The sequence below is a fragment of the Streptomyces sp. NPDC056600 genome (assembly GCF_042792855.1).
Classification (GTDB): Bacteria; Actinomycetota; Actinomycetes; order Streptomycetales; family Streptomycetaceae; genus Streptomyces.
The window spans coordinates 12411-36041 of record NZ_JBHTVQ010000053.1; the positions used below are offsets into that span (position 1 = coordinate 12411).

A 23631-nucleotide genomic window follows, 5' to 3' on the forward strand; every position below is an offset into this window, starting at 1 on the left:
AGTGCATAATGTTCTTTGTGCTAGGAGAATATAGGATCGCAGGTCGTCGCGCCACGGAGATCGCCGCCGACGTCGAACAGGCGGTGAGCGCCGGGGTGCTCCAGCCTGGTCAACAGCTCCCGCCCATGCGGGAGTTGGCCGAGGAACTCGGGGTCAATCCGAACACCGTGGCCGCCGCCTACCGGACCCTGCGGGAGCGCGGGGTGATCGAGACGGCGGGCCGCAAGGGGAGCCGGGTCCTGCCCAGGCCCGCCACCACCGGTCGCGACGCGATCGACGTGCTGGTGCCGGAGGGGGCGCGCGACGTCTCCCGGGGCAACCCGGACCCCGCGCTGCTGCCGCCGCTCGCTCCCGCCTTCGCGGCGGCCGCGGCGCTGGCCGACCGGGCGCCCGTGCTCTACGGGGACGACCCGCTCGACCCCGATCTGGTGCGCCTCGCCCGCGCGGACCTCGCCGCCGACGGGGTGCCGGACGGACCGGTCGCCGTGACCTCCGGCGCACTCGACGCGATGGAGCGGGTGCTGGTCGCCCATCTCCGGCCCGGCGACGCGGTCGCCGTCGAGGACCCGGGCTGGGGCAGTGTGTTCGACCTGGTTCCGGCCCTCGGGCTGCGGGCGGTGTCCGTCGGCGTGGACGACGAGGGACCGCTTCCGCAGGACGTGCGGCGCGCCCTGGAGGACGGCGCCCGGGCGCTGGTCGTGACCGCCCGGGCGCAGAACCCCACCGGTGCGGCGGTGGGCGCGGCACGTGCCGGGGAGCTGCGGGAGGTGCTCGGGCGGCACCCGCGGACGCTGCTGATCGAGGACGACCACGGGCACGGCATGGTCGACCTGCCGCTGCACCCGCTGGCCGGGGTCACCAGCTCCTGGGCGTTCGTCCGCTCCGCGGCCAAGACCTACGGGCCGGACCTGCGGCTCGCGGTGCTCACCGGTGACGCGGTCACCGTCGACCGGGTACGCGGACGCCAGCGGCTGGGCCCCGGGTGGGTGAGTCGGCTGACGCAGCGGGCGGCGGTGGAGCTGTGGACCGGCGGCGCGGTGGACCGGGCGGCCGTCGCGGAGTCCTACGGGCGGCGGCGAAGGGCGCTGATCGGTGAGCTCGCCCGCTGCGGGGTCGAGGCGCACGGACGCAGCGGCATGAACGTGTGGATCCCGGTCTCCGACGAGACGGGCGCGGTGGCGGGACTGCTGCAGGCCGGGTGGGCGGTGGCGCCGGGGGCCCGCTTCCGGACGGTCGCCGGGCCGGCGATCCGGGTGACCGTCTCCACGCTCGAGGAGGCAGACATGCCGGAACTGGCCCGCGCCGTGGCCCGCGTCCTGAACGGCGACACGACGCGGGGATACGTCTGATGCCCGTCCCCGCTCCGGCGCCTCCGGCGACCGTGGGCCGGCGAGGACACCGGGCCGGTTCCCCTGGCCTCGTAGCATCGCCGCCATGATGAACCTCGAACGCCTGCGGGTGCTGGACGCCCTCGCGCGGCACGGGACCGTGGGCGGGGCGGCCGAGGCGTTGCACGTGACGACCTCGGCGGTCTCCCAGCAACTGGCCAAGCTGGAGCGGGAGACCGGGGAGAGACTGCTGGCCCGGCACGGCCGCGGAGTGCGGCTCACCGACGCGGGGCTGCTGCTGGCCGGGCACGCGGCGCGGATCCTCGCCCAGGCGGAGCGGGCGCGCGCCGAACTCGAGGCGCGGCGCGGGACCGTGGCGGGCGAGCTGCGGGTGGCGGCGTTCCCGACCGCCGCCCGGGGCCTGCTGCCGGGCGCCCTGGCGGCGCTGCGGGCCCGGCACCCCGGGCTGCGGGTGCGGTCCTGGGAGGTCGACCCCGGGGCGGCGGTGGTGGGGGTGGCCCGCGGCGACCACGACCTCGCGGTGGTGCTCGACTGGCACGACCGGCCGCTGGCCGTCCCGGAAGGGCTGCGGACGGCCTCGCTGCTCGACGACCCCGCCGAGGCGGCGCTCCCCGCCGGGCACCGGCTCGCGGGCACGGTCGAGATCGACCTCGCGGAACTCGCCGGCGAGGAGTGGATCACCTGGGGAACGGGGGAGTTCTGCCACGAGTGGCTGCTGGCCACGCTGCGGGCGCGTGGCGTGGAGCCGGACATCGCCCACCGGGCGCCCGAGACGCACACCCAACTCGCCCTGGTGGCCGCCGGTCTGGGCGTCTGCGTGGTGCCGGCGCTGGGGCGCGAGCCGGTGCCGGCCGGCGTGGTGACGGTTCCGCTGCGGCCGCGGGTCTCCCGTCACGTCTACGCGGTCTGGCGGGGCGACGCGGACCGGCGGCCGGCCATCGGCGCGATCGTCGGCGCACTCCGCGCGCAGGGCGCTCGGGGCGGGGGAGCCGTGCCTGCGTAGGACGGGGGAGCCGGCCGCCAAGTCCTCTGCCCCCGCCCGCGAGTTCAGCCCCGGGGGAGCTTGCGGAAGTCCCAGGAGGCGACGGCCTCGGGGGTGAGGCGGATCCACGCGTGGCGGTGATCGTGCGGAAGCGCCTCCAGACCGAAGTACTTCCGCGCGAACAGGGCTTCCACCCTCTCGAGTTCGGGGAACGGCTCGCCGACGCGCGGGATCTCGCCGACGAACTCGGCCGTGCCGGAGAGCTCCGCGCCGCGCAACTCGCCGTACTCGTCACCTGAGTCGACCACCACCGCGACCCGGAGGTCCTTGCGCAGGTCGGCCCAACGGCGGCTGCGCGTCAGGGAGTACAGCCACAGCGAGGAGCCGTCCCAGACGAACCAGAGCGCGCTGACGTGCGGCGCGCCCTCCGGTGAGACCGTGGCGACGCGGCAGGTGCGTTCCGTGGTGAGGAACGCGTCCAGCTCCTCGGCGGTCATCATGATCTTCCGGCCACGTCGCTGTGTCGCTGCCATCTGCTCCCTTTCCGGGGGGTTGTTGCCGACCCGCACACTCTCACCTCGTCCCCGGCCGGCGGGCAAGGGGCGTCGGCCCGTGTCGCCGACGGTCCCGGCAGGTCGGGACCTTCGGCCCTGAGGGAGGGGCCCCACCGGCACGCAGGCGCGGTGGGCGGCAGCCAGGACATTGGACCTGTCAGCAACCGACGGACCCCGTCGGACACCGCCAGGACCCGTCGGACGCCGACCGGACCTCACGCGAAGGGACTTCTCCCATGGCCGTGCACGAGCAGCTCCGATCCGACGGCTCCACCCCCCGCTCCGGCGTACCGGCGGCGGCGTCGGCCGCGTCCACCCCGGCGTCGGCCCTCGCCCTGGCCGCGCTGCGGCTGGCGACCGGCTTCGTGTTCCTCTGGGCGTTCCTCGACAAGACCTTCGGCCTCGGGTACGCCACCGGCTCCGGCAAGGGCTGGATCGACGGCGGCTCCCCCACCGCGGGCTTCCTGGGGCACGTCTCCGTAGGCCCGCTGCAGGAGACCTTCCGCGGCTGGGCCGGGGCGACCTGGGCCGACTGGCTCTTCATGCTCGGCCTGCTGGGCGTCGGGCTCGCGGTCACCGCCGGCGTCGCGCTGCGGCCCGCGGCCCTCGCCGGCTCCGTGATGATGGCGCTGATGTGGGCCGCGGAATGGCCGCCCGCCCGGCAGCTCACGGACGGCGCTCCCAGCATGTCGACCAATCCCCTTGTCGACTACCACCTGATCTACGCGCTCGTCCTGGTGGTCCTGGCCGCCGCTTCGGCGGGCCGGGTCCTGGGCGCGGGAGCGCTGTGGGCACGCCTGCCCCTGGTGCGTGACCACCGCTGGCTGCGCTGAACCGGCCCTTGCGACACCGGCCGGTTCCTCCGCCGACGGACCGGCCGGCTCTCCCCGGGGAGCCGCGCCCATCGGCTCGGCTCCCCGCGACACCGACGACGGACCACCCCACCCCACCCCACCCCACAGGAGGCCACACCATGACCCGCACCATCGTCGCCGCGATCGACGGCTCCCCGGCGAGTCGTTCCGCCGCCGGCTGGGCCGCCCGCGCGGCGGAACTGCGGGGGCTGCCGCTGACACTCGTGAAGGCGTGGGAGCCGCTGCCCGACCGTCTGGCCGCGGCCACCGGGTCCGACGCCGCGACCCTGGAGCACTGGAGCGGCCGGGTCCTGCGCGCGGTCGCCGAGGAGATCACCGGCCGCAACCCCGGTCTGGAGGTGTCCGAGCGGCTCGTCGCCGGACGGCCGGCCGAGGCGCTGGCCGAGGCGGCCGCGGAGGCGGAACTCCTGGTGCTCGGCTCGCGTGGCCTGGGACGCGTCGGCGGATTCCTGGTCGGCTCGGTCGGGCAGGCCGTGGTCGCCTCCAGCCGCACCCCCGTGGTCCTGGTGCGCGCGGGGCAGACCGGCGCGGAAGAGTACCTGCCGGCGGTTCCGTCCGGCGGGCGCCCCGTCCCTCGGCCCGTCGTCCTGGGCATCGACACCGAGAAGCCCGGCGAGGCCGTCACCGCCTTCGCCTTCGAGGAGGCGGCCCGGCGCGGCGCACCGCTGCACGTCGTGCAGAGCTGGGCGCTGCCGCCGTACACCGTCCACTCGGTGGCCGCCGCGGTGGACCTGTACGAGCAGTACACGCGGGAGATGGCCGCCCTGCTGGCCGAGACGCTGGCACCCTGGCGGGAGAAGTTCCCCGCGGTCGAGGTGGTGGAGGTCTCGCGCACCGGCGGCGCCGCCGACCACCTGCTGGACGCCGCCGCCGAAGCCTCGCTGGTCGTCGTCGGCCGACGGATCCGGCGCGGCCCCCTGGGCGTCCACATCGGGCCCGTCACCCACGCGATGCTGCACCACGCGACCACGCCCGTAGCCGTCGTGGCCCACGAGTGATGCCGCGTACGGAGCACGGAGCCCCGCGGGCCGAACGACGGGCGGGCCGAACGGCCCTCCCGGACCGGGCCGGGCGGCCGGGTCCACGCACCCGGAGGTCCCTCGCGCGACGCCGCGGGCGTCATCAGAATCGACGTACATCCCCTGTCGGCACCGGGCGAAAGACGGAAACGGCCATGTACCTCAACGACGGATTCCGCGAACTCGACCGGCCCGAGAGCCTGCGACTGCTGGGGACCGCCGCCATCGGGCGGATCGTCCACACCCGGCAGGCGCTGCCCGCCGTGCTCCCGGTGAACTTCTGCCTCGACGACGACGGCGCGGTGGTGCTGCGCACCTCGGCCGCCTCCGAACTGGCCCGGGCCGTGGACGGCACCGTGGTGGCCTTCGAGGCCGACGAGGTCGACCGGGCCGCCCGCTCCGGCTGGAGCGTCCTGCTCACCGGCGCCGCCGAGGTGGTGACCGACCCGGCGGAGCACCGGCGGCTGGCGGAGCGGGGCCCGCGCTCCTGGGTGGCCGTGCCGCCGCGGCAGGAGGTCTTCATCCGGATCCTGCCCGAGCTGGTCACCGGCCGCAAGGTCGTCGGCGACCGCGCCCCGCACGACGCGGAGATCGGCGCCCGACCCGCGCCCGCCGGAACGGGCGGTCCGCCGCCCGTTCCCCGTTCCCCGGCTCCCGCCTGACGCGGGGCCGTCCGGCCGGGACGGCAGGGCCGTCCGGCCCTTTCCCGCCCGTGCGGGGCCCGGAGATGCTCGGCGGCGGGGCCTGCCGACGACCGGCCGCCCCACGCCACGGCGGACCCGCGGGACGGCGAGCAGGCGAGAAGGAGTGAGAAGGAGAGAGATGGCGGACATCGGGCGGACCGGCGAGGAGGGCCCGGTGCGGGTCTTCCTGCTCGACGACCACGAGGTGGTGCGGCGCGGGGTGCGCGACCTGCTCGACGACGAGCCGGACATCACCGTGGTCGGAGAGGCGGGCACCGCCGCCCAGGCACTGGCGCGGGTGCCGGCGCTGCGCCCGCAGGTGGCCGTCCTCGACGTGCGGCTGCCGGACGGCGACGGGGTCTCCGTCTGCCGCGAGCTGCGGTCGGCCATGCCCGGCCTGGCGTGCCTGATGCTCACCTCGTTCGACGACGAGGAGGCCCTGCTGGACTCGATCATGGCAGGGGCCGCAGGATATGTACTGAAACAGATCCAGGGCTCCGACCTGATCACCGCCGTCCGTACGGTCGCCCGGGGCAGGTCGCTGCTGGACGCCGGCGCCACGGCGAAGCTGATGGCCCGGCTGCGCGCGGGGGCCGCGCCCGAGCCGGAACCGCTGCGGAACCTCACCGACCGGGAGCGTGAAATCCTCGCACTGGTGGGGGAGGGCCTCACCAACCGGCAGATCGGTCAGCGGCTCCACCTCGCGGAGAAGACCGTCAAGAACCACATCTCGCGGCTGCTGGCCAAGCTCGGCGTGGAACGCCGGGTCCAGGCGGCGGTCATCGCCGGCCAGGCCCATGGGCGTCCGGCGCGCGAGCAGTACTGAGAGGCCGACGTGGGCAGCACCGACGAAGTCCCCGAGCCGCCGCGCCTGCGGCTGCCCCAGCTGCAGCTCGACGAGCTGCTGCTGGAGGTACAGGCCCGGCTCGACCTGGCCCGGGGCACCCGGGACCGGGTGCACAGCCTCCTGGAGGCCGTCCTCGCGGTGGGCCGGGAGCTCGACCTGCAGCAGGCGCTCCGCGGCATCGTGGAGGCCGCGGCCGTACTGGTCGACGCGCGGTACGCGGCGCTCGGCGTGATAGGCCCGGACGGTCAGCGCCTGTCGGCCTTCCACACGGTGGGGGTCGGCGAGGAGGAGGCCGCTGCCATCGGTCCGCTCCCGGAGGGGCACGGCATCCTCGGCGAGCTGATCCGCCGTCCCGAGCCGCTGCGGCTGGGCAAGCTGTCCCAGCATGCCGCCTCCTACGGCCTGCCCCCGAACCATCCGCCGATGAACAGCTTCCTGGGCGTCCCGATCCGGGTCCGCGACCAGGTCTTCGGCAACCTGTACCTGACCGAGAAGCGGGGCGGGGCGCAGTTCGACGAGGACGACGAGTCCGTGCTGTCCACGCTGGCCGTCGCGGCGGGCGTCGCCATCGACAACGCCCGCCTGTACGAGGAGTCGCGGCTGCGTGAGCGCTGGCTGCGGGCCAACGCGGAGGTCACCCACGGCCTGATGTCCGGCGTCGGCCGCACCGAGGTGCTCCGGCTGGTGGCGGACCGCGCCCGGGAGATCACCGGCGCCGCCCGCGCCGTGGTCGCCGTCCCGGTCGACGGGGACCGGACCCTGCGGGTCGAGCTGGCCACCGGCGCCGGGACCGAGGCGTTCCACGGTGCGGAAATGGCGCCCGGCAGCGGCCTGATAGGCACCGCGTTCTCCTCGGCGGCCCCGGTCACCAGCGACGACATCGCGCACGACGACCGGCTGGCCACCTCCGCCTCCCGCGTCACCGGGCTGGGCCCCGCCGTCGCCCTCCCCATCGGCACCGGTGACACGGGCGTCAGGGGCGTGGTGATGCTGGTGCGCGAGGCGGGGGAGCCCCGGTACACGGAGAAGGAGACCGAACCGCTCCAGACCTTCGCCGCGCAGGCCGCCATCGCGATGGAACTGGCCGACCGGCGGCACGACGCCGAGCGGATGGCCGTCCTCCAGGACCGCGACCGCATCGCCCGCGACCTGCACGACCTGGCGATCCAGCGGCTCTTCGCCACCGGGATGACGCTGCAGAGCGCGGGGCGGTTCATCGACCATCCGCGGGCCTCGGACCGGGTGATCCGCGCGGTCGACGACCTGGACGAGACCATCAAGATCATCCGGTCCACCATCTTCGGCCTGCGCTCCCACGGCGACGGGGAGAGCTCCGGGCTGCGGGCCCGGGTGGTCCGCCTCGCCGGCGAGTCCGCCTCCGTCCTCGGCTTCGCGCCCGGCGTGCGGATGCAGGGCCTGGTCGACACGCACGTGCCTCCGCGCATCGCCGACCAGGTCGAGGCCGTCCTCTCCGAGGCCCTGACCAACGTCGCCCGGCACGCCGGGGCGAGCCGGGTGGACGTCGGCCTGGAGACCGACAGCCGGGTCGTGCGGCTCACCGTCACCGACGACGGCGTCGGCATGCCCTCCGGCGGTCGCCGCAGCGGCGTGCGCAACATGACCGAGCGCGCGGAGCAACTGGGCGGGACCCTGGAGTTCAGCACCCCCGAGCAGGGCGGTACCCGCCTGGAGTGGTGCGTGCCGCTGACCGGCACGGGGTGAACCCGCCCGGAGTGGTGCATGCCGCTGACCGGCACGGGGTGAACCCGCCCGGGACGGACGTTCCTCGGCGGACCCGCCGCCGCGGGGCCCTGGCCCCGCCCTCCGCACGGCTCGCGCGGCTCCGCGATCCGTGATCCTGGTGTCGTGCGGCTCCCGGATCAGGCCGCCGGGACCGCCCCGATCCGCGACGATCACGAGCGGCGGCACCGTATAACCTGGGCGGATGCTCAGCGAAGTCGCAGCCTCCCGCTTCGTGACGCCGCTCCGGGAGGGCGGGTCCATGCCGGCGCTGGTCGAGGCCGACGACCTCGGCCTGTACGTCCTGAAGTTCCGCGGCGCCGGACAGGGCCACAAGACGCTGACCGCCGAGGTGGTGTGCGGCGAGCTGGCCCGGGGGCTCGGGCTGCGGATGCCGCGCCTGGTCGTCGTCGACCTCGACCCGGCGCTGGGCCTGGGCGAGCCGGACCGGGAGGTGCAGGACCTGCTGCGCGGCAGCGGCGGCCTCAACCTCGGGATGGAGTTCCTGAGCGGCGCCGTCGGCTTCGACCCGCTGGCCTTCGAGGTCACCCCGGAGGAGGCCGGACGGATCGTCTGGTTCGACGCGCTGGTCAACAACGTCGACCGCTCCTGGCGCAACCCCAACCTGCTGACCCACCGCGGCGAGCTCTGGCTGATCGACAACGGCGCCACCATGATCTGGCACCACAACTGGCCCGGCGCCGACGCCTCGGCCGCCCGCCCCTACCGCGCGTCCGACCACGCCCTCGCCCGCTTCTCCCCGGACGTCGCCGCGGCCGCCGCCGAGCTGGCCCCCCTGGTGACCGAGGAACTCCTCGCCGAGGTGACGTCGCGGATCCCCGAGAGCTGGCTGCCCGACGAGCCCGGCTTCGACTCGCCCGACGCACTCCGCCGCGCCTACGCCCGCCCGCTGCTGGCACGCGCCGCCGTCGTCCACGACCGCATCGAGGGACTGAAGTGAGCCGGAACCCCGAAGGCCACGACCGCCACGACGCCGACCGGCAGGTGTTCACCCGCAACGTCGTCGACCGCAGGACCCGCGACCGGCAGGTCTACGAGTACGCCCTGCTGCGGGCCGTGCCCCGCGTCGAGCGGGGGGAGTGCGTCAACGTGGGCGTGCTCCTCTACTGCCGCGGCGAGCGGTTCGTCGCCGCCCGGACCCACCTGGACGAGCCCCGGCTGCTCGCCCTGGACCCCCGTGCCGACGTCGGCGCGGTGCGGGCCGCGCTGCGCGCGGTGGAGGCCGTCTGCGCGGGCGGCGAGGCCGCGGGACCCGCCGCGGACGACGACGCCGGCAAGCGGTTCCGGTGGCTGGTGGCCCCCCGCTCCACCGTCCTCCAGCCCGGCCCCGTGCACACCGGGCTGACCGCCGATCCGGCCGCCGAGGTCGACCGGCTGCTGGACCTGCTCGTCCGGTAGACGCCCGGACGGTCACCTCGCACCAGTCAGGTGTCGGTCAGGTGGATCACATCACGCGGTGGCCCGTTGACAGCGGGTGTCCGGGCTTCTAGCGTCACGTCCTGCCGAGGGTACTAAGCGGTCGCTCACCTGTCGGGCGTAGAGTCCGCAGGAGAGACCGCACCGCGGGATCACCGAAGGCGTTCAGGCTTTCCGAGGGCGAGGAGACGCACCCATGTCCACCACTGAGCAGCGAGTCGCAGTCGTCACCGGCGGTGCGCGCGGCATCGGCGCCGCCACCGCCGTCCGGCTGGCCGCCGAGGGCCGCGCCGTCGCGGTCATCGACCTCGACGAGGCCAACTGCAAGGACGTCGTCGACGAGATCACCGCGGCCGGCGGCAAGGCGATCGGCGTCGGCTGCGACGTGTCCGACGAGGCGCAGGTCGAGGCCGCCGTGTCCCGCATCGCCGAGGAGCTCGGCGCGCCGACCATCCTGGTCAACAACGCGGGCGTGCTCCGCGACAACCTGCTCTTCAAGATGAGCGCCCTGGACTGGGACACCGTCATGGGCGTGCACCTCAAGGGCGCCTTCCTGATGGCCCGCGCCTGCCAGAAGTACATGGTGGACGCGGGGTTCGGCCGCATCGTGAACCTGTCCTCCTCCTCGGCCCTGGGCAACCGCGGCCAGGCCAACTACTCCGCCGCCAAGGCCGGTCTGCAGGGCTTCACCAAGACCCTCGCCAAGGAGCTCGGCAAGTTCGGCGTCACCGCCAACGCCGTCGCCCCCGGCTTCATCGCCACCGAGATGACCAAGGCCACCTCCGAGCGGGTCGGCGTGGACTTCGAGGACTTCAAGAAGGGCGCCGCCGCGATGATCCCGGTCCAGCGGGTCGGCGTCCCCGAGGACATCGCCAACGCCGTCGCCTTCTTCACGGGCGAGGAGGCCGGCTTCGTCTCCGGCCAGGTCCTGTACGTCGCCGGCGGCCCGCTCAACTGACGCCGGACCGCAAGGTCCCGGGACACGGAGGTAACACCCCCATGACCGCACAGCCCGAACTGCCCGAGCTCTCCGGCAAGGTCGCCGTCATCACCGGCGCCAGCCGGGGCATCGGCTTCGGCATCGCCGAGGCGTTCGTCGCCCGCGGTGACCGCGTCTGCATCACCGGACGCAACGAGGAGGCGCTGAAGGAGGCCGTGGAGCGCCTCGGCTCCGAGCGCGCCATCGGCGTCGCCGGCAAGGCCCACGACCTGGCGCACCAGGACGCGGTCGTCGCCGCCACCATGGAGGCGTTCGGCCGGGTCGACCACCTGGTCAACAACGCCGGCACCAACCCGGTCTTCGGGCCGATCGCCGACCTCGACCTGGCGGTCGCCCGCAAGGTCTTCGAGACCAACGTGATCTCCGCGCTCGGCTTCGCCCAGAAGACCTGGGCCGCCTGGCAGCGGGACAACGGCGGCACCATCGTCAACATCACCTCGGTGGCCGGCGTGCAGGCCTCGCCCTTCATCGGCGCGTACGGCATCAGCAAGGCCGCGATGATCAACCTGACCCTGCAGCTGGCGCACGAGTTCTCGCCGCAGGTCCGGGTCAACTCCATCGCGCCCGGCGTGATCAAGACCAAGTTCGCCGAGGCGCTGTACGAGAACCGCGAGGCCGAGGTCGCCGCGGGCTACCCGCTCGGCCGGCTCGGCGTGCCCGAGGACATCGGCGGCGTCGCCGCCTTCCTGACCTCGGACGCCTCCGGCTGGATGACCGGCCAGAACCTGGTGGTCGAGGGCGGTCTCTTCCTCAACGCCGGCGTCGCCTGACGCGAGGCGCCAGAAGTGGGCGGGGGCCCGGTGACCGGCCGGTGGGGCGGGTCACCGGGCCCCCGCCGTGTGCCGGCCCGCCGTCCGCGCCCCTCACGCGCTCCGGGGCGCCGGTACGGTTGTCGGTGGGCGGCTGTAGGTTCCAGACCTGGAAGTGACCGCACACCGGAGGACGTTGACGTGACCGACATCGCCATGCTGCCCGAGTCCTGGCGCGGGGTACTGGGCGGCGAACTGGAACAGCCCTACTTCAAGGAGCTGACCGAGTTCGTCGAGAAGGAGCGGGCGAACGGCCCCGTCTACCCGCCCCGCGAGGAGGTCTTCGCGGCCCTCGAGGCGACGCCGTACGACAAGGTCAAGGTCCTCGTCCTCGGCCAGGACCCGTACCACGGCCCCGGCCAGGGCCACGGCCTGTGCTTCTCCGTGCGACCGGGTGTGCGGACGCCTCCGTCGCTGCGGAACATCTACAAGGAGATGCAGGCCGAGCTCGGCCACCCCGTCCCCGACAACGGTTACCTGATGCCCTGGGCCGAACAGGGCGTGCTGCTGCTCAACGCGGTGCTCACGGTCCGCGAGAGCGAGCCCAACTCGCACAAGGGCAAGGGCTGGGAGAAGTTCACCGACGCGGTGATCCGCGCGGTCGTCGAGCGGCCCGACCCGGCCGTCTTCGTGCTGTGGGGCGCCTACGCCCAGAAGAAGCTGCCGCTGATCGACGAGAGCAGGCACGCGGTGGTGAAGGGCGCGCACCCCTCGCCGCTGTCCGCCAAGAAGTTCTTCGGATCGCGCCCCTTCACCCAGATCGACGAGGCGATCGCGGCCCAGGGCCACGAGCCGATCGACTGGCGCATCCCCGACCTGGGCTGACGCCCACCCGGGCCGACGTCGGCCTCGGCTCACCCCGACCCGCACGGCACCGGACGCGGCCCTGCGTCCGGTGCCGAGCGGGTCAACGGCCGGGGCCCGCTCGGTCCCTGCTCCCGCCCCCACGCGGGAGCGCCCTGCCGCCGACCGGACGGCGTCGCCGGGCGGGGCGACCCCGGTGGCCCTAGCGTCGACCGCGGGACCGCCGCGCGGCGGTCCCGCCGGTCAGGCCGGAAACGGCGGGCGACGGAGGGCGCGATGGGGCTTCAGGAACGGGACGCGGGCGCGGTCGGCGTGACGACGCGGATCGGCCAGGCCGTGCTGCTGCACCACGGCGGCGACCGGGAGGAGGCACGCGGCCGCTTCCTCGGCCTCTGGCAGGAGATCGGCGCGGACGGCGACGCCTTCCACCGCTGCGCCCTCGCCCACTACCTCGCCGACACCCAGGACGACCCCGCCGACGAACTCGCCTGGGACCTGCGGGCGCTGTCCGCGGCCGAGGAGCTGATGGAGGCGGTCCGGTCGCTGTACCCCTCGCTGCACCTGAACGTCGCGGCCGACTACGCCAAGCTGGGCTGCCCGGAGGCCGCCCGCAGCCACCTCCACCGCGCCCGGCGCGCGGCCCAAGACCTGCCGGCGGACAGCTACGGCACGCGGGTGCGCGAGGAGATCCGGGAGCTGGAGGCCGGCCTGGAACCCTGACGCGCCCGCGTGCCGTAGCCGTGGTGGTAGGTGCTCGGGCTACTTGGTGGCGCGGTTCTGCATCCTGCGGCAGATCGCCTCCTCGGCGCTGCCCTGACTCCAGCCGCCGTACTCGGTGCCGATGCCGCAGGCGTCGACCGAACCACCCTTGGGACGGCGCGGCCGGTCCGGTCGGCCCGCCGCGTCCCGGGCACGCTCGCCGGAACGGTGACCGGGACCGTCGTCCCCCTCCCGGTCGGAGCCCCGGCCGGCGGATCCGCCCTCGCGCGGGCCCTTGCCCTTCTTGGCGCTCTTCGAGGACGTGCCGCCGTCCCCGCCCTTGCCGTCCTCGCCCTCCCCGGCGTCCTTGCGGCCGTCGGAGTCCTTGCCGCCCTTGCCGTTCCTGGCGTCGGCGCGGTCCTTCGCGTCCTTGCCGTCCCCGGAGCCCTTCTTCGCGCCTTCCGCGTCCTCCGCGGCGGCGGAACCCACGGGCAGCGGTGCGCCCTGGCCGTCCGGGCCGGGCACCGACCGGGCGGACGGGGCCCCCGACCCCCCGGGGGAGGGGCCGGCGGAAGGAACCGTCACACAGCCGGAGAGCGCGGCGCAGGCGACGGTGACGAGAAGCAGTGCGGTGGTGGTCGTCGTTCGCTTCACCCTCGTCACTCTGGCGGCTGCGGGACGGGCGGGGACAGCCGACAGGCGGGCGGTCCCTTCGTAAGGGTGACGTGGCGCCTGCGGGGTTGCCGCGTCGACGCGGACCGCGTGGGCCCTGCCGCGGCGGGGCCCACGCCCCGTCCCGGCCGTTCGCTGCGGTCGGCGGTCGGCGGTCGGCGGTCGGCGGTCGTCGGTCAGCGACCGCGTCGTGCGCGGAGCCGGGCCGTGGCCGCCATGGCCGCCAGGACGACGAGGACGCCCGCCGCGCACGGCAGCGGCCACGAGCCCCACGTCGTGTACAGCGTGGCGCCGGGCCCGGCCAGGTGGACGGTGTGCACCGAGACCCCGCGCTCGGAGGTGCCGAGCCGCGGCCCCACCGCACGCCCGGAGCCGTCGTACACGGCGGAGACCCCGGTCAGGGTGGCGTGGGCCGTCGGGACGCCGGTCTCCGCCGCCCGCAGCGCTGCCAGTGAGGCGTGCTGCTCGGGGGCCCAGGTCCCCTGGAAGGTGGAGGTGGAGGACTGGACGACCAGCAGCCCCGCGCCCTCGGCGGCAAGATGCCGGCTCATGTCGGGGAACGCGGACTCGAAGCAGACCAGCGGCCCCAGCCGCAGCCCGGGCGCGGCGTCCATCACCACCGGGGCCGATCCGCGACGGCGGTCCTCGTCGGCCGCGCGCCCCACCGAGGTGGCCCAGCCGAGCATCGACCGCAGGGGGACGTACTCGCCGAAAGGGACCAGCCGCATCTTGTCGTAACGGTCCCCGGTGGGGCCCTGCGGGCCGATCAGCACCGAGCTTTTGAAGATCCCGGGACGGTCCGAACGGCGGGCGTCCACGTTCACCAGCAACGGCGCGCCGGTGTCACGGGACAGCGCGGTGAGCCTGCGGGCGAGGTCGGGACGGGTCGCCAGGTCCTCGCCCACGCTGCTCTCGCCCCAGACCACCAGGTCCAGCTCCTCGCCGCGGGAGGCCGGCTCGCGGGTGAACCGTTCCTCCAGGGCGAACCGCCGCTCGGGGCCGTCCTCACCGGTCACGACACCGGGCTGGACCAGCGCGATCCGGGCCGTGCCGCCCGGCGCGGGCCGGGGGGCCCACGCCCAGGCGCTCGCGGCGGCCACCGCCACCACGGCCAGCGCCGCCGCCGCGACCCGCCGGGCCGAGCCGACGACGAGCAGCAGCGTGACGGCGGTGTTGACGCAGACCAGCAGGAAGCTCAGCAGCCACACCCCGCCCACCGAAGCCAGGGCCAACGCGGGAGCCGTCTGCCACTGGCTAGCCCCGAGCATCGCCCAGGGACCTCCGAGCCCTTGCCAGGACCGCACCAGTTCGATCATCAGCCAGCCGGAGGGCAGCGCGAGCAGCGCCGCCACGGCCCGCCGGGCGGACGGAGCGCCGGTCAGCAGCCGCCGGGCCAGCGCGCCCCAGGGTGCCCACAGCGCCCCGAGCAGCGCGGCGAGCACGGGCGTGAAGACGTGCAGGCTCGGCAGCAGCCAGTGGTGGGCGGTGAGCATCAGGCCGAAGCCGCCGCACCAGCCGTCCAGCGCGGCCCGCCGGCCGGTCGGCGCGGTCCGGATCAGCAGCAGCCAGGGGACCAGCGCCACGGGAGCCGACCACCACCAGTTCGGCTCCGGGAACGCGAGCACGGGCAGCGCGCCCGCCGCGGCGGCCACCACGGGCCGCCGCCAGGAGGAGATCGCCCACCGCCCGGCCGTCACGCCTTCAGGGTGCCCGCCCCGGGGCGGATGAGACGGGTACGGCGGAGGGAAACGGCGCCCGCGGAAATGCGTGGCGGCGCGCGGGGCGCGCGGGGCAGGCTGTCCGGATGAACGACGAGACCGGCGTGGACACCCTCCCGCGCCACCAGGTCAGGGCGGACTGGTCCGAGGACGCCGTCACCGTGTACCAGGCCTACCGGCCGGAGATCGGAAGGCCGGCCGCCCGCGCCGGCCGCTTCCCGGTGACCTGGAAGCGTGACCGGATGACCTGGATCAAGCCGTCCTTCCTCTGGATGATGTACCGCTGCGGCTGGGCCACCAAGGAGGGACAGGAGACCGTGCTGGCCGTGCGGATCCGCCGGGAGGGCTTCGAGTGGGCGCTGCGCCACGCCTGCCTCTCGCACTACGTACGTGGCCTGCACGAGGACCGGGCGTCCTGGAGCCGGGAGCTGCGGCGGGCGCCGGCGCGGGTGCAGTGGGACCCCGAACGGGACCTGTGGATGCGGCCGCTGCCCCACCGGTCGCTGCAACTGGGCCTCGCGGGCGAGGCGGCGGCCCGGTACGCGGACGAGTGGATCCTGGGCATCGAGGACGTGACGCCGCGGGCCCACGAGATCAAGGCGCTGCTGACGGCGGGGGACGTCGAGGGGGCCGGGGCGCTGCTGCCCGCGGAGCGGGCGTACCCGCTCGACCGGGAGGCATGCGCCCACCTGCTGCGCTGAGGGACCTACGGGTCGCGGCCGCCGCTCAGGGAAGCAGACGCTGTTCCTTGGCCGCGGCGACGGCGCCGGCCCGGTTGTCGACGCCGAGCTTGTCGTAGATGCGGCTCAGATGGGTCTTCACGGTCGCCTCGCTGATGAACAAGGCGCGGGCGATCTCGCGGTTGGCCAGGCCCTGGGCGAGCTGGGCCAGGATGTCGAGTTCGCGGGCGGTGAGCGTCGGCCGGGGAGCGCGCATCGCCGCCACCACGCGGCCGGCGATCGGAGCGGAGAGCGCGGTGCGGCCCTGCGCCGCGGCGCGGATCGCGGCGAACAGTTCCTCCGGCCGCTCGGCCTTCAGCAGGTATCCGGTCGCGCCGGCCTCCAGCGCACGGGTCACGTCGGCGTCCGTGTCGTAGGTGGTGAGGACCAGCACGCGCGGAGCGCCGGGCCGGGCGGTGATGCGACGGGTGGCCTCGATGCCGTCCGTGCCGGGACCGAGCTGAAGGTCCATCAGCACGACGTGCGGCGCCAGCCGGTCGGCCAGGACCACCGCCTCGTCGCCGCCGGCGGCCTCGCCGACGACGTCGATGCCGTCGGCGCTGGACAGCAGCGCCCGCAGCCCGGCCCGCACGACGGCGTGGTCGTCGCAGACCAGCACCCGCGCGACAGGTTCGGCGGCGGAAGGGGTGGGGGAGGTCATCGGGACTCCGGCGGGGTGAGGGGGATCGAGGCGGTGAGCACGGTGCCCTCGCCCGGAGCGGACTCCACGGTCAGTGTGCCGCCCAGCTGCGCGAGACGGGCACGCATCGCGGGCAGTCCGTGGCCGCCCTCTCGGCCGGGCGCGGGGACCGCGCCCGGATCGAAGCCGCGGCCGTCGTCCGCGACGTCCAGGACCACCTGGTCGTCGAGATAGCTGAGGGTGACGGCGGCCCGGTTCGCTCCCGCGTGCTGCCGCACGTTGGCCAGCGCCCCCTGTGCGACGCGCAGCAGCGCGGCCTCGCCCCGCTCGGGCAGGGGCAGGGGCACCCCCTCGATGTGGTGGCGCACGGTCAGGCCGTCCTTCGTCCCGCGCTCGGCGAGCCGGCGCAGGGCGGCGAGGAGCGAGCCGCCGTCCGCCAGATCGGCCGGCGCCAGGTCGTGCACGAAACGGCGGGCCTCGGCCAGGTCGCGGCCCGCGCCCCGGGCGGCCTCCCGCACGTGCTCGAGCGCCGCCGCCGGGTCGGTCGCCCACACGCGCTCGGCGGCCTGCAGCAGCATCCTCTGACTCGACAGTCCCTGGGCGAGGGTGTCGTGGATCTCCATCGACAGCCGTGCCCGCTCCGCCAGCGCGCCCTCGCGGCGCTCGGTGGCCGCGAGCTCGCGCCGGGTGCGCAGCAGGTCCTCGATGAGGGCGCGCCGCCGCTCCGCCTGCCGTTCCATGTGCAGGAAGACGCCGGTCATCAGAGCGGCGACGGCGGGCGGGGTGACCAGGACCGCCGGGTCGAAGCCGTCGCTCAGCCGTTGCAGCGACACCACGACGAGCACCGTGAGCAGGCACGCCAGCGGGATCGCCGCGCCGGCCGGCAGGGAACGCAGCGCCAGGATGAGCAACGGGGCCGCGCACCAGGCGAAGCTGGGCGCCAGCAGGGTCAGGACCGACCAGGCCGCCACCACCGCCACCAGCCACACGAGCGGGCGGGAGGCCGGCCGGTCCCGCCCACGGGCCGGACCGGCCACCGGGCCGAGGGCGTAGAGCAGGGCGAGCAGCGCCGCCGCCGCGACCACCGAGGTCACACCGGGGCCCGGCGGATGGCGCAGCAGGTAGCGGGCGAGCGAGCCGCCCAGCAGCGCGTAGAAGGCGAGGTGCACCACCGGCCCGAGCCAGCGCGCGTCCGGATCCGCCCCTGGATCCGCCGCCGGGTCCGAGGCCTCGGGAGACCGGTGCCGTGTGTGCCGCATGGGTGTTTCCTCGCGTCCGCCGTGGGCCTCGCGGCCCTCGGCCTGCCTCGGGCTCACGCCCGTCCTTGCCGCTGCTGCCGTCCCGCCTCCTGGGAGGCCGGCCGGAGCGACGGGCCGTCCGGCCGGAGAGGGCCGGGCGGCGACCGCCGCCGTCTCCAGGTAAACCCGTGCGCGGGATGGGCGCATCAGCCGTTCGGATGACACCTCCGTCAGCCGTCGGGACCCGCGTGACCAGCCGGAACGCCGACGCCCCGGGACCGGGTGCGCTCCGAGGATGGATACCGAGAGGCCGGGGAGCGAGGTTCCCCGGAGGACCCACGAGGAGCTGTGCACCATGACGAAGAAGAAGACGACCCCGCGTACCCGCGTCCTGCTCGGCACCATCGCCGCCGCGGCGCTGGGCGCCGGAACGCTCGGTGCCGTGACCGCGAACGCCGCCGGCCCCGCGCCCGCCGCGGCGGCCGACGTGGCGAAGAGCCGGGACACCACACAGACCACGCATCTGTCGGCAGACGCCGCCGTCCGGGCCGCGCAGGCCGCACTGGACGCCGCGGAGGACGCGGACCAGAAGGTGACGGTCGCCGTCGTGGACCGCAACGGCAACACCGTGGTGACCCTGCGGGGCGACGGCGCCGGTCCCCAGTCCTACGACTCGGCGGTGCGCAAGGCGTACACGGCCGTCTCCTGGAACGCGCCCACCTCGGTGCTCGCCGGGCGGCTGGACCAGGCCCCGAACCTGAAGGACATCCCGAACACCCTCTTCCTGGCCGGTGGCGCGCCGGTCACCGCCAAGGGCGCCCCGATCGCCGGCATCGGCGTCGCCGGGGCCCCGTCCGGCGACCTGGACGAGAAGTTCGCGCAGGCGGGCGTGGCCGCGCTCGGCAGGTGAACCTGTGCGGCGGCGCCCGGTCCGAACCGGTGCGCCGCCGCGGTCCCACGTCCGCCGGGGGCGGAGCGACGGGTCAGAAGGTCAGGCTCCACTTCACGAGCGTTCCGGAGTCCAGGTCGAAGATGCCCGGGGTGCCGTCGTCGACGCGCAGCTTCCAGGTGCCGACCGCGGGAACGGCCGAGGCGTCGACCGTGTACGTGGCCCGCAGATCGGGCCTCAGCTCCCAGGGACCCCAGGGCTTGACCGGCACGACCGTACCGTCGGGGGCGACCAGGTCGATCACCATGGCATTGCCCATGGGGTGGGTGATGTCGACCGTGACCTCGAGATCGCCCGATGCGTCGACCGGCCTGCCCCGGACGGTCATCGGGGACTCCACGGTGCCCTTCTCCGGGATCACGTAGCTGGTGGGGTTGACGAAGTAGTGACCGCCGGATTCCAGCGCGGTCCAGGTGAACGACAGCTGCCGGGTGTCGCCGGCCGCGTTGGTGACGGAGATGACCGTGTCGGATTCACCGGCCTTCTCGGGCGTGCCGGTGATCAGGCCGCTGGTGCGGTCGATCGACAGACCCCGCGGGAGTGACTTCCCCGAGAAGGTGAGCGCGCCGGGACGGGTGCTGGACGCCGTGATCCGGCGGCTCACCGGCTGGCCGACCGCGACCGGCTCGGTCTGCGGCGGGTCGACGGCGATGTGGTTGACGTATCCGTTCCCGAGGTTGACGGCCGCCCAGGCGTTGGCCACGGCCTCGTAGGCGTCGCTGCCCGCGCCGTAGAGGTCGGCCGCGGCCAGGAGCGTCGCGGTCCGGGCGCCCGGGTAGTCGGTGGTGCTGGTCATGTAGACGGTGAGCGCGCGGTACACCACGTCGGTGGCGTCGGTCAGACCGATGCCCGCGACCGGCCGCCCGTCGTAGGTGGGGCTGTCGTACTCCACGCCGTTGATCGTCTTCTGCCCGCTGCCCTCGGCGAGCAGGTAGAAGAAGTGGTCGCCGACGCCGGCCGCCATGTGGGACTCGGCCTTCTTCGTCTGCGGCGTCCAGTAGTCCAGGGGGATGTAGCCGTAGTACTCGCCGGCCCTGGTGGGACGGTCCATGTACCGGATGGGCTGTCCGGTGCCGCGCAGGTCGGCCAATTCGGCCTGCAGGTAGTCGGGAACGTCCTTGGGGTTGCCGGCGTGGAATTCCACGGCCGTGGCGAACATGTCGCTGATCGCTTCGTTGAGGGCCGCGGATTCGCCGAAGTCGCCCAGCCCGGCCGTGGCCGAGGTGACACCGTGCGCCATCTCGTGCGCGGTGATGTCCAGCGCGGTGACCGGGTGGAGACCGTCCCTGCCGTCGCCGTAGCTCATGCAGAAGCAGCCGTCCTGCCAGTTGGCGTTGGCCAGGTGGACGCCCTCCTGCGCCTGGTAGTGCACCCGCGAGGTGCTGCCGCGACCGTCGCCGGCTATGCCGTGCCGGCCGAACCGGTCGCGGTAGAAGTCCCACGTGGTCTGGACGCCGTACGCGGCGTCGGCCGCCGCGGTCTCGCGGTTCGCGGCGGTGCCGTCACCCCAGACGTCGTCGGGCCCGGTGAACAGGACGCCGCGGGAGTTGCCGGTGGCGTCGAGCGTCCGCTGGCCACCGCGCTCGGGGTCGATCAGGGCGTAGGTGCCGTCCTCCTGGCGGGTGGAGCCGATGGTGACGTCACCGCTGTACTGGCTGTGACCGTCGGCGAGCCGCACGTGTTCGCTGTTCGCCAGGACGGTGCCGCTCGCGGCGTCGGACACGACGTGGCGTTCGCTGGGGGACCCGTCCTCCTGCAGGCCGGTGACGACGGTCTCCCAGGCGAGTTTCGGCCGGCCGTCCGCCATCCACACCACCAGACGGGGGTCCTCCTTCGCGTCCGCCTTCCGGGTGCCCTTGTTCCTCGCCTTACCCAGGGCGGTCTTCCTCGCCGTGGTCGCCGGCACCTCGGCCGTGGTGGTCGACAGGGCCGGCGTCGCCGTGGAGGCGTAGGTGACGGTCTGCTCGTCGCCGCGCCGATGGACCACCAGGTCGCCGCCCAGGAGCGGCAGACCGGCGTAGGTGCGCTCGTAGCGGGTGTGGACCGTGCCGTCGGCGTCCTTGATCACGTCCTTCGGGACCAGCTTCTCCCGGGAACCGAGCTCGAGCGAGCGTGCGGTGTCCGACGCCGTGTCGGTGGCCCGGTCGAGCAGCTTCCCGCGCTGTCCGGGCGAGAGGTCCGCGGCCCTGGCGCCCGGCCTGGCGGTCGCCTCGATCCGCGGAAGAGCCTTCACGCCCCGGGCGTGGTCGGAGGCACGAGGCGCCGGTGCGGGGTCTGCCGAGGCAGGCAGCGAGGACAGCGCGAGCGCCAGGGCGGTGACCGTCACGGTGGCGGCCAGGCGCTGTCGGGGCCGGCACGGCCCCTGTGGGGACGCGGCCGGATTGCTCAGGGGATTCACTTCTGTGTCCATTCGTTCCGTCGTTCCGTCGTTCCGTCGTTCGTCGAGCTCGCCGGAGCAGGGAGCCTCCGGCGGGAATGCGCGCGTCAGCGCGGTGCACGGCCTTCTGGGCGTGCCGGGCGGTGCGGGTGCGGGTGCGGGTGCGGTGTGAGGAGTGCGGCGCTGTGCGATGCCGCGCGATGCGGTGCGGCGCGGTGCGGGGCGGTGCGGGGCCGCGCGATGCGGTGCCGGGCGGGGCGGTGCGGGGCGGGGCGGTGTGGGAGTGCGCTGTGGTGTGCCGGGCGGCCCTTGGGGCAGGTCCGCGCGGGATGCCGGCCGAGCCGGCGGCGTGCACCGGCGCGTCACCTGCCGACGCACGGGCGAGGGCCTGGCGTACGGTCCTCGCAACCGCGCCGCGACCGGCGGTCGTTCTAGCCGTTGGCGGCGGTGACGTTCACCGCGGCCCACGCCTCGTCCACTGCCTGGTACTCGGTGCCGCCCTGGCCGTAGAGGTCCGCGGCGGCCTGGAGCGTCGCGGTGCGGGCGTCGTGGAAGTCGGTGCTGGAGACCATGTACCGGGTCAGCGCCTGGTAGAAGATCGCCACCGCCTTGTCGCGGCCGATGCCGGTCACCGTGGAGCCGTCGTACGTCGGCGAGTCGTACTCGACGCCGTTGACGGTCTTGCGCCCGCTGCCCTCCGCCAGCAGGTAGAACGCGTGCGAGGAGACCCCCGAACCGGCGTGCACCTCGGTCTGGGGGGCGGCGGGGCTCCAGTAGTCCACGGCGCCCTCCAGCACGTCCAGCGACGGGCGGTCGAGCCGGCGCAGGAAGCCCTGTGCCAGGCCGAGGTCCTCACCCAGCAGGTAGTCGGGGGTGTGACCGGCGGTGTCGGTGTCGAACTCCACGGCCACGGCGAAGATGTCGGCCAGCGACTCGTTCAGCGAGCCGGGCTCCCCGATCTGGTCGCCGTACACGCTGTAGTCGGTCTCCAGACCGGCCGTGGCCGACACCACACCGTGCGTCAGCTCGTGTCCGGTGATGTCGAGCTGGGTCAGCGGCTTCGTGAAGAACACGCCGTCGCCGTCGCCGTAGACCATGCACCAGCAGCCGTCGCTCCACCCGGCGTTGCCGTAGTTGGTCGCGTAGTGGACGACGCCGGCCGGGCCGACCCCGTCGTCGCGGATGCCGGAGCGGCCCAGCGTGTCCTTGTAGAAGTCGAAGGTCGACGCGAGCCCGAACTGGGCGTCCACGCCGGCCGTGTTGGTGTCGGACGTGGTTCCGTTGCCCCAGCTGTTGTCCGCGTCGGTCATGGTGCTCGCACCGGAGAGGACACGTGACTCCGACAGGACCCTGTTCCTGGCGTCCCTGATCTCGGCCTTGCCCCGGGTGCCGTCCACGAGGCTGTAGCTCGAGGCGGCGGTCCGCGTGGTGTTCAGGGTCACCGTGCCGCTGTACATCGACAGACCCGTGCCCACGGCCGGCGCGGGGTAGGAGCCGCCGCCGGGCTTCTCCGGCTTGCCCGCCGCCACGCTCCCGTCCAGGGACGGTGCGGCGCGCCCGCCCAAGGCCTTGAGTCTCCTCTCCAGCTTGGGGGAGATGAACCCCTCCAGGGCGGCGGCGTCGCTGATCACGCCGCCCGTGCTCGCGTCGAGCACGACCTTGCGGGACGCCGCGGCGTCGCCGTTCACCGCCACCCGGGTCTCGTAGGCGAGAACGCTCCTTCCGTGCTGGACGCGCACGATCAGCCGGGGTGTCGACGCCGTGCCCTCGGACACCACCGACGCGGCCCTGTCGCGTGCCTGCTTCACCGTCACCTTCGCCGCTACGGTCGGGAGGGAGACCGGCTCGTCCGAGGCCCGGGTCACTCCGAGGTACTTCGAGGACGCGGTGAGGTGGACAACGATGTCGGCACCCACGACAGGGAGGGCCCGGTAGGTCTGCGAGAAGCGCACGTGCTGATCGCCGTCCCCGTCGGCCATGACGTCCGTGGCGACCAGTCCGCTCCGGTCGGTCAGACCGGTCTGCGAGGCGTGTGCGAAGGCCGCGGACCGGGCCGCGTCGGCGATCGCGGTGTCGACGGACGTGGTGCCGGCCACCGCGGTCGTCGTGACCGACGCGGAGGCGGCGGTGGCGAGGGCGACCGCGATCGCCACCTTGGATATGAGAGGAGCACGCATGTAAGGGCTGTCCTTTTTCCTGAGGCGTCCTGGCGCGCTCGGTGATTGACGTACTCCGCGCCATTGGGAGGAGCATGCCAATCGAGTGTTGCTTGCGGGTTGCCGCGAGTTAAGAGATCAATGCGTCGCCGATCTCGGCGCCTTGACTCCTCGGGGGCCTTAGCCTTTCCGGTGGAGAGGGGCCGCGTCGCGCCGTACCGGAAAGGCCGCGACGGGCCAGGTGAACGGCAGGGAGCTCAAGTGTGCACGGCGTGCCCGGAGTTCGCGCCGCGTCCTGACGGTCAGTTTTCAGGAATCGGCATTCCGCGCGCCGCGCCTCTTTCGGCGTGCGGAAAACGGTACG

The 23631-nt window shown here is 74.3% G+C and carries 22 protein-coding genes; 15 read left to right on the forward strand and 7 right to left on the reverse strand.

Going from position 1 to position 23631, the window contains the following annotated elements; all coding sequences use genetic code 11:
* Positions 1 to 17 precede the first annotated feature (17 nt).
* On the forward strand, positions 18 to 1349 hold the full coding sequence (locus ACFRAV_RS23825; protein WP_382558325.1) for an aminotransferase class I/II-fold pyridoxal phosphate-dependent enzyme: 1332 nt from the start codon (positions 18 to 20) through the stop codon (positions 1347 to 1349).
* An 85-nt stretch (positions 1350 to 1434) separates the two neighbouring features.
* Positions 1435 to 2352, forward strand: coding sequence for a LysR family transcriptional regulator (locus tag ACFRAV_RS23830; RefSeq protein ID WP_382558288.1), 918 nt, complete (start codon positions 1435 to 1437; stop codon positions 2350 to 2352).
* Positions 2353 to 2396: 44 nt separating this feature from the next.
* On the opposite strand, the gene ACFRAV_RS23835 is transcribed toward ACFRAV_RS23830, so the two are convergent.
* Positions 2397 to 2864 carry a pyridoxamine 5'-phosphate oxidase family protein gene (locus ACFRAV_RS23835; protein ID WP_382558289.1) on the reverse strand — a complete coding sequence of 156 codons (468 nt, stop codon included), beginning with the start codon at positions 2862 to 2864 and terminating at the stop codon, positions 2397 to 2399.
* 257 nt (positions 2865 to 3121) lie between these two features.
* Between ACFRAV_RS23835 and ACFRAV_RS23840 the strand changes: the two genes are divergently transcribed.
* The 11 genes from ACFRAV_RS23840 to ACFRAV_RS23890 all read left to right on the forward strand — a co-directional run bounded on the left by ACFRAV_RS23840 (position 3122) and on the right by ACFRAV_RS23890 (position 12819).
* Positions 3122 to 3718, forward strand: a complete 597-nt coding sequence (locus ACFRAV_RS23840; protein ID WP_382558290.1) for a hypothetical protein — start codon at positions 3122 to 3124, stop codon at positions 3716 to 3718.
* A gap of 140 nt (positions 3719 to 3858) precedes the next feature.
* Complete coding sequence (locus tag ACFRAV_RS23845; RefSeq protein ID WP_382558291.1) at positions 3859 to 4758, forward strand: universal stress protein; 900 nt, start codon at positions 3859 to 3861, stop codon at positions 4756 to 4758.
* 176 nt (positions 4759 to 4934) lie between these two features.
* Positions 4935 to 5441, forward strand: coding sequence for a pyridoxamine 5'-phosphate oxidase family protein (locus tag ACFRAV_RS23850; protein WP_382558292.1), 507 nt, complete (start codon positions 4935 to 4937; stop codon positions 5439 to 5441).
* 160 nt (positions 5442 to 5601) lie between these two features.
* On the forward strand, positions 5602 to 6288 hold the full coding sequence (locus ACFRAV_RS23855; protein ID WP_382558293.1) for a response regulator: 687 nt from the start codon (positions 5602 to 5604) through the stop codon (positions 6286 to 6288).
* A 9-nt stretch (positions 6289 to 6297) separates the two neighbouring features.
* Positions 6298 to 8031: a GAF domain-containing protein gene (locus ACFRAV_RS23860; protein ID WP_382558294.1), complete on the forward strand. Its 1734-nt coding sequence runs from the start codon at positions 6298 to 6300 to the stop codon at positions 8029 to 8031.
* Between the two features lie 223 nt (positions 8032 to 8254).
* Complete coding sequence (locus ACFRAV_RS23865; RefSeq protein WP_382558295.1) at positions 8255 to 9010, forward strand: HipA family kinase; 756 nt, start codon at positions 8255 to 8257, stop codon at positions 9008 to 9010.
* Between the two features lie 44 nt (positions 9011 to 9054).
* Positions 9055 to 9468 carry a DUF3037 domain-containing protein gene (locus ACFRAV_RS23870; protein ID WP_382558326.1) on the forward strand — a complete coding sequence of 138 codons (414 nt, stop codon included), beginning with the start codon at positions 9055 to 9057 and terminating at the stop codon, positions 9466 to 9468.
* Between the two features lie 214 nt (positions 9469 to 9682).
* Positions 9683 to 10444, forward strand: a complete 762-nt coding sequence (gene fabG / locus ACFRAV_RS23875; protein WP_382558296.1) for a 3-oxoacyl-ACP reductase FabG — start codon at positions 9683 to 9685, stop codon at positions 10442 to 10444.
* 41 nt (positions 10445 to 10485) lie between these two features.
* Positions 10486 to 11256 carry an SDR family oxidoreductase gene (locus ACFRAV_RS23880; protein ID WP_382558297.1) on the forward strand — a complete coding sequence of 257 codons (771 nt, stop codon included), beginning with the start codon at positions 10486 to 10488 and terminating at the stop codon, positions 11254 to 11256.
* A 180-nt stretch (positions 11257 to 11436) separates the two neighbouring features.
* The gene (locus ACFRAV_RS23885) at positions 11437 to 12120 is read left to right on the forward strand and encodes a uracil-DNA glycosylase (protein WP_382558298.1); all 684 of its coding nucleotides are present in this window, start codon (positions 11437 to 11439) and stop codon (positions 12118 to 12120) included.
* A 255-nt stretch (positions 12121 to 12375) separates the two neighbouring features.
* Positions 12376 to 12819 carry a hypothetical protein gene (locus tag ACFRAV_RS23890; protein ID WP_382558299.1) on the forward strand — a complete coding sequence of 148 codons (444 nt, stop codon included), beginning with the start codon at positions 12376 to 12378 and terminating at the stop codon, positions 12817 to 12819.
* 39 nt (positions 12820 to 12858) lie between these two features.
* Here the strand turns inward: ACFRAV_RS23890 and ACFRAV_RS23895 are convergent, their stop codons facing one another.
* Positions 12859 to 13452 carry a hypothetical protein gene (locus ACFRAV_RS23895; protein ID WP_382558300.1) on the reverse strand — a complete coding sequence of 198 codons (594 nt, stop codon included), beginning with the start codon at positions 13450 to 13452 and terminating at the stop codon, positions 12859 to 12861.
* A gap of 194 nt (positions 13453 to 13646) precedes the next feature.
* Positions 13647 to 15167, reverse strand: coding sequence for an apolipoprotein N-acyltransferase (gene lnt / locus ACFRAV_RS23900; protein WP_382558301.1), 1521 nt, complete (start codon positions 15165 to 15167; stop codon positions 13647 to 13649).
* Between the two features lie 107 nt (positions 15168 to 15274).
* On the opposite strand from lnt, the gene ACFRAV_RS23905 reads away from it, so the two are divergent.
* Positions 15275 to 15889 carry a DUF4291 domain-containing protein gene (locus tag ACFRAV_RS23905; RefSeq protein WP_382558302.1) on the forward strand — a complete coding sequence of 205 codons (615 nt, stop codon included), beginning with the start codon at positions 15275 to 15277 and terminating at the stop codon, positions 15887 to 15889.
* A gap of 25 nt (positions 15890 to 15914) precedes the next feature.
* Here ACFRAV_RS23905 and ACFRAV_RS23910 read toward each other — a convergent pair whose 3' ends face one another.
* Positions 15915 to 16568 (reverse strand): response regulator, encoded by a 654-nt coding sequence (locus tag ACFRAV_RS23910; RefSeq protein ID WP_382558303.1) that lies wholly within the window; start codon positions 16566 to 16568, stop codon positions 15915 to 15917.
* On the reverse strand, positions 16565 to 17806 hold the full coding sequence (locus ACFRAV_RS23915) for a sensor histidine kinase (RefSeq protein WP_382558304.1): 1242 nt from the start codon (positions 17804 to 17806) through the stop codon (positions 16565 to 16567). The genes ACFRAV_RS23910 and ACFRAV_RS23915 overlap by 4 nt, the downstream gene beginning before the upstream one ends.
* Before the next feature lie 334 nt (positions 17807 to 18140).
* On the opposite strand from ACFRAV_RS23915, the gene ACFRAV_RS23920 reads away from it, so the two are divergent.
* Entirely contained in the window at positions 18141 to 18695 is a 555-nt protein-coding gene (locus ACFRAV_RS23920) for a heme-binding protein (protein ID WP_382558305.1), read from the forward strand.
* 73 nt (positions 18696 to 18768) lie between these two features.
* On the opposite strand, the gene ACFRAV_RS23925 is transcribed toward ACFRAV_RS23920, so the two are convergent.
* Together ACFRAV_RS23925 and ACFRAV_RS23930 are read right to left on the reverse strand one after the other, a co-directional pair.
* Positions 18769 to 20967, reverse strand: coding sequence for a M4 family metallopeptidase (locus ACFRAV_RS23925; RefSeq protein WP_382558306.1), 2199 nt, complete (start codon positions 20965 to 20967; stop codon positions 18769 to 18771).
* 575 nt (positions 20968 to 21542) lie between these two features.
* On the reverse strand, positions 21543 to 23288 hold the full coding sequence (locus ACFRAV_RS23930) for a M4 family metallopeptidase (protein ID WP_382558307.1): 1746 nt from the start codon (positions 23286 to 23288) through the stop codon (positions 21543 to 21545).
* Positions 23289 to 23631 lie beyond the last annotated feature (343 nt).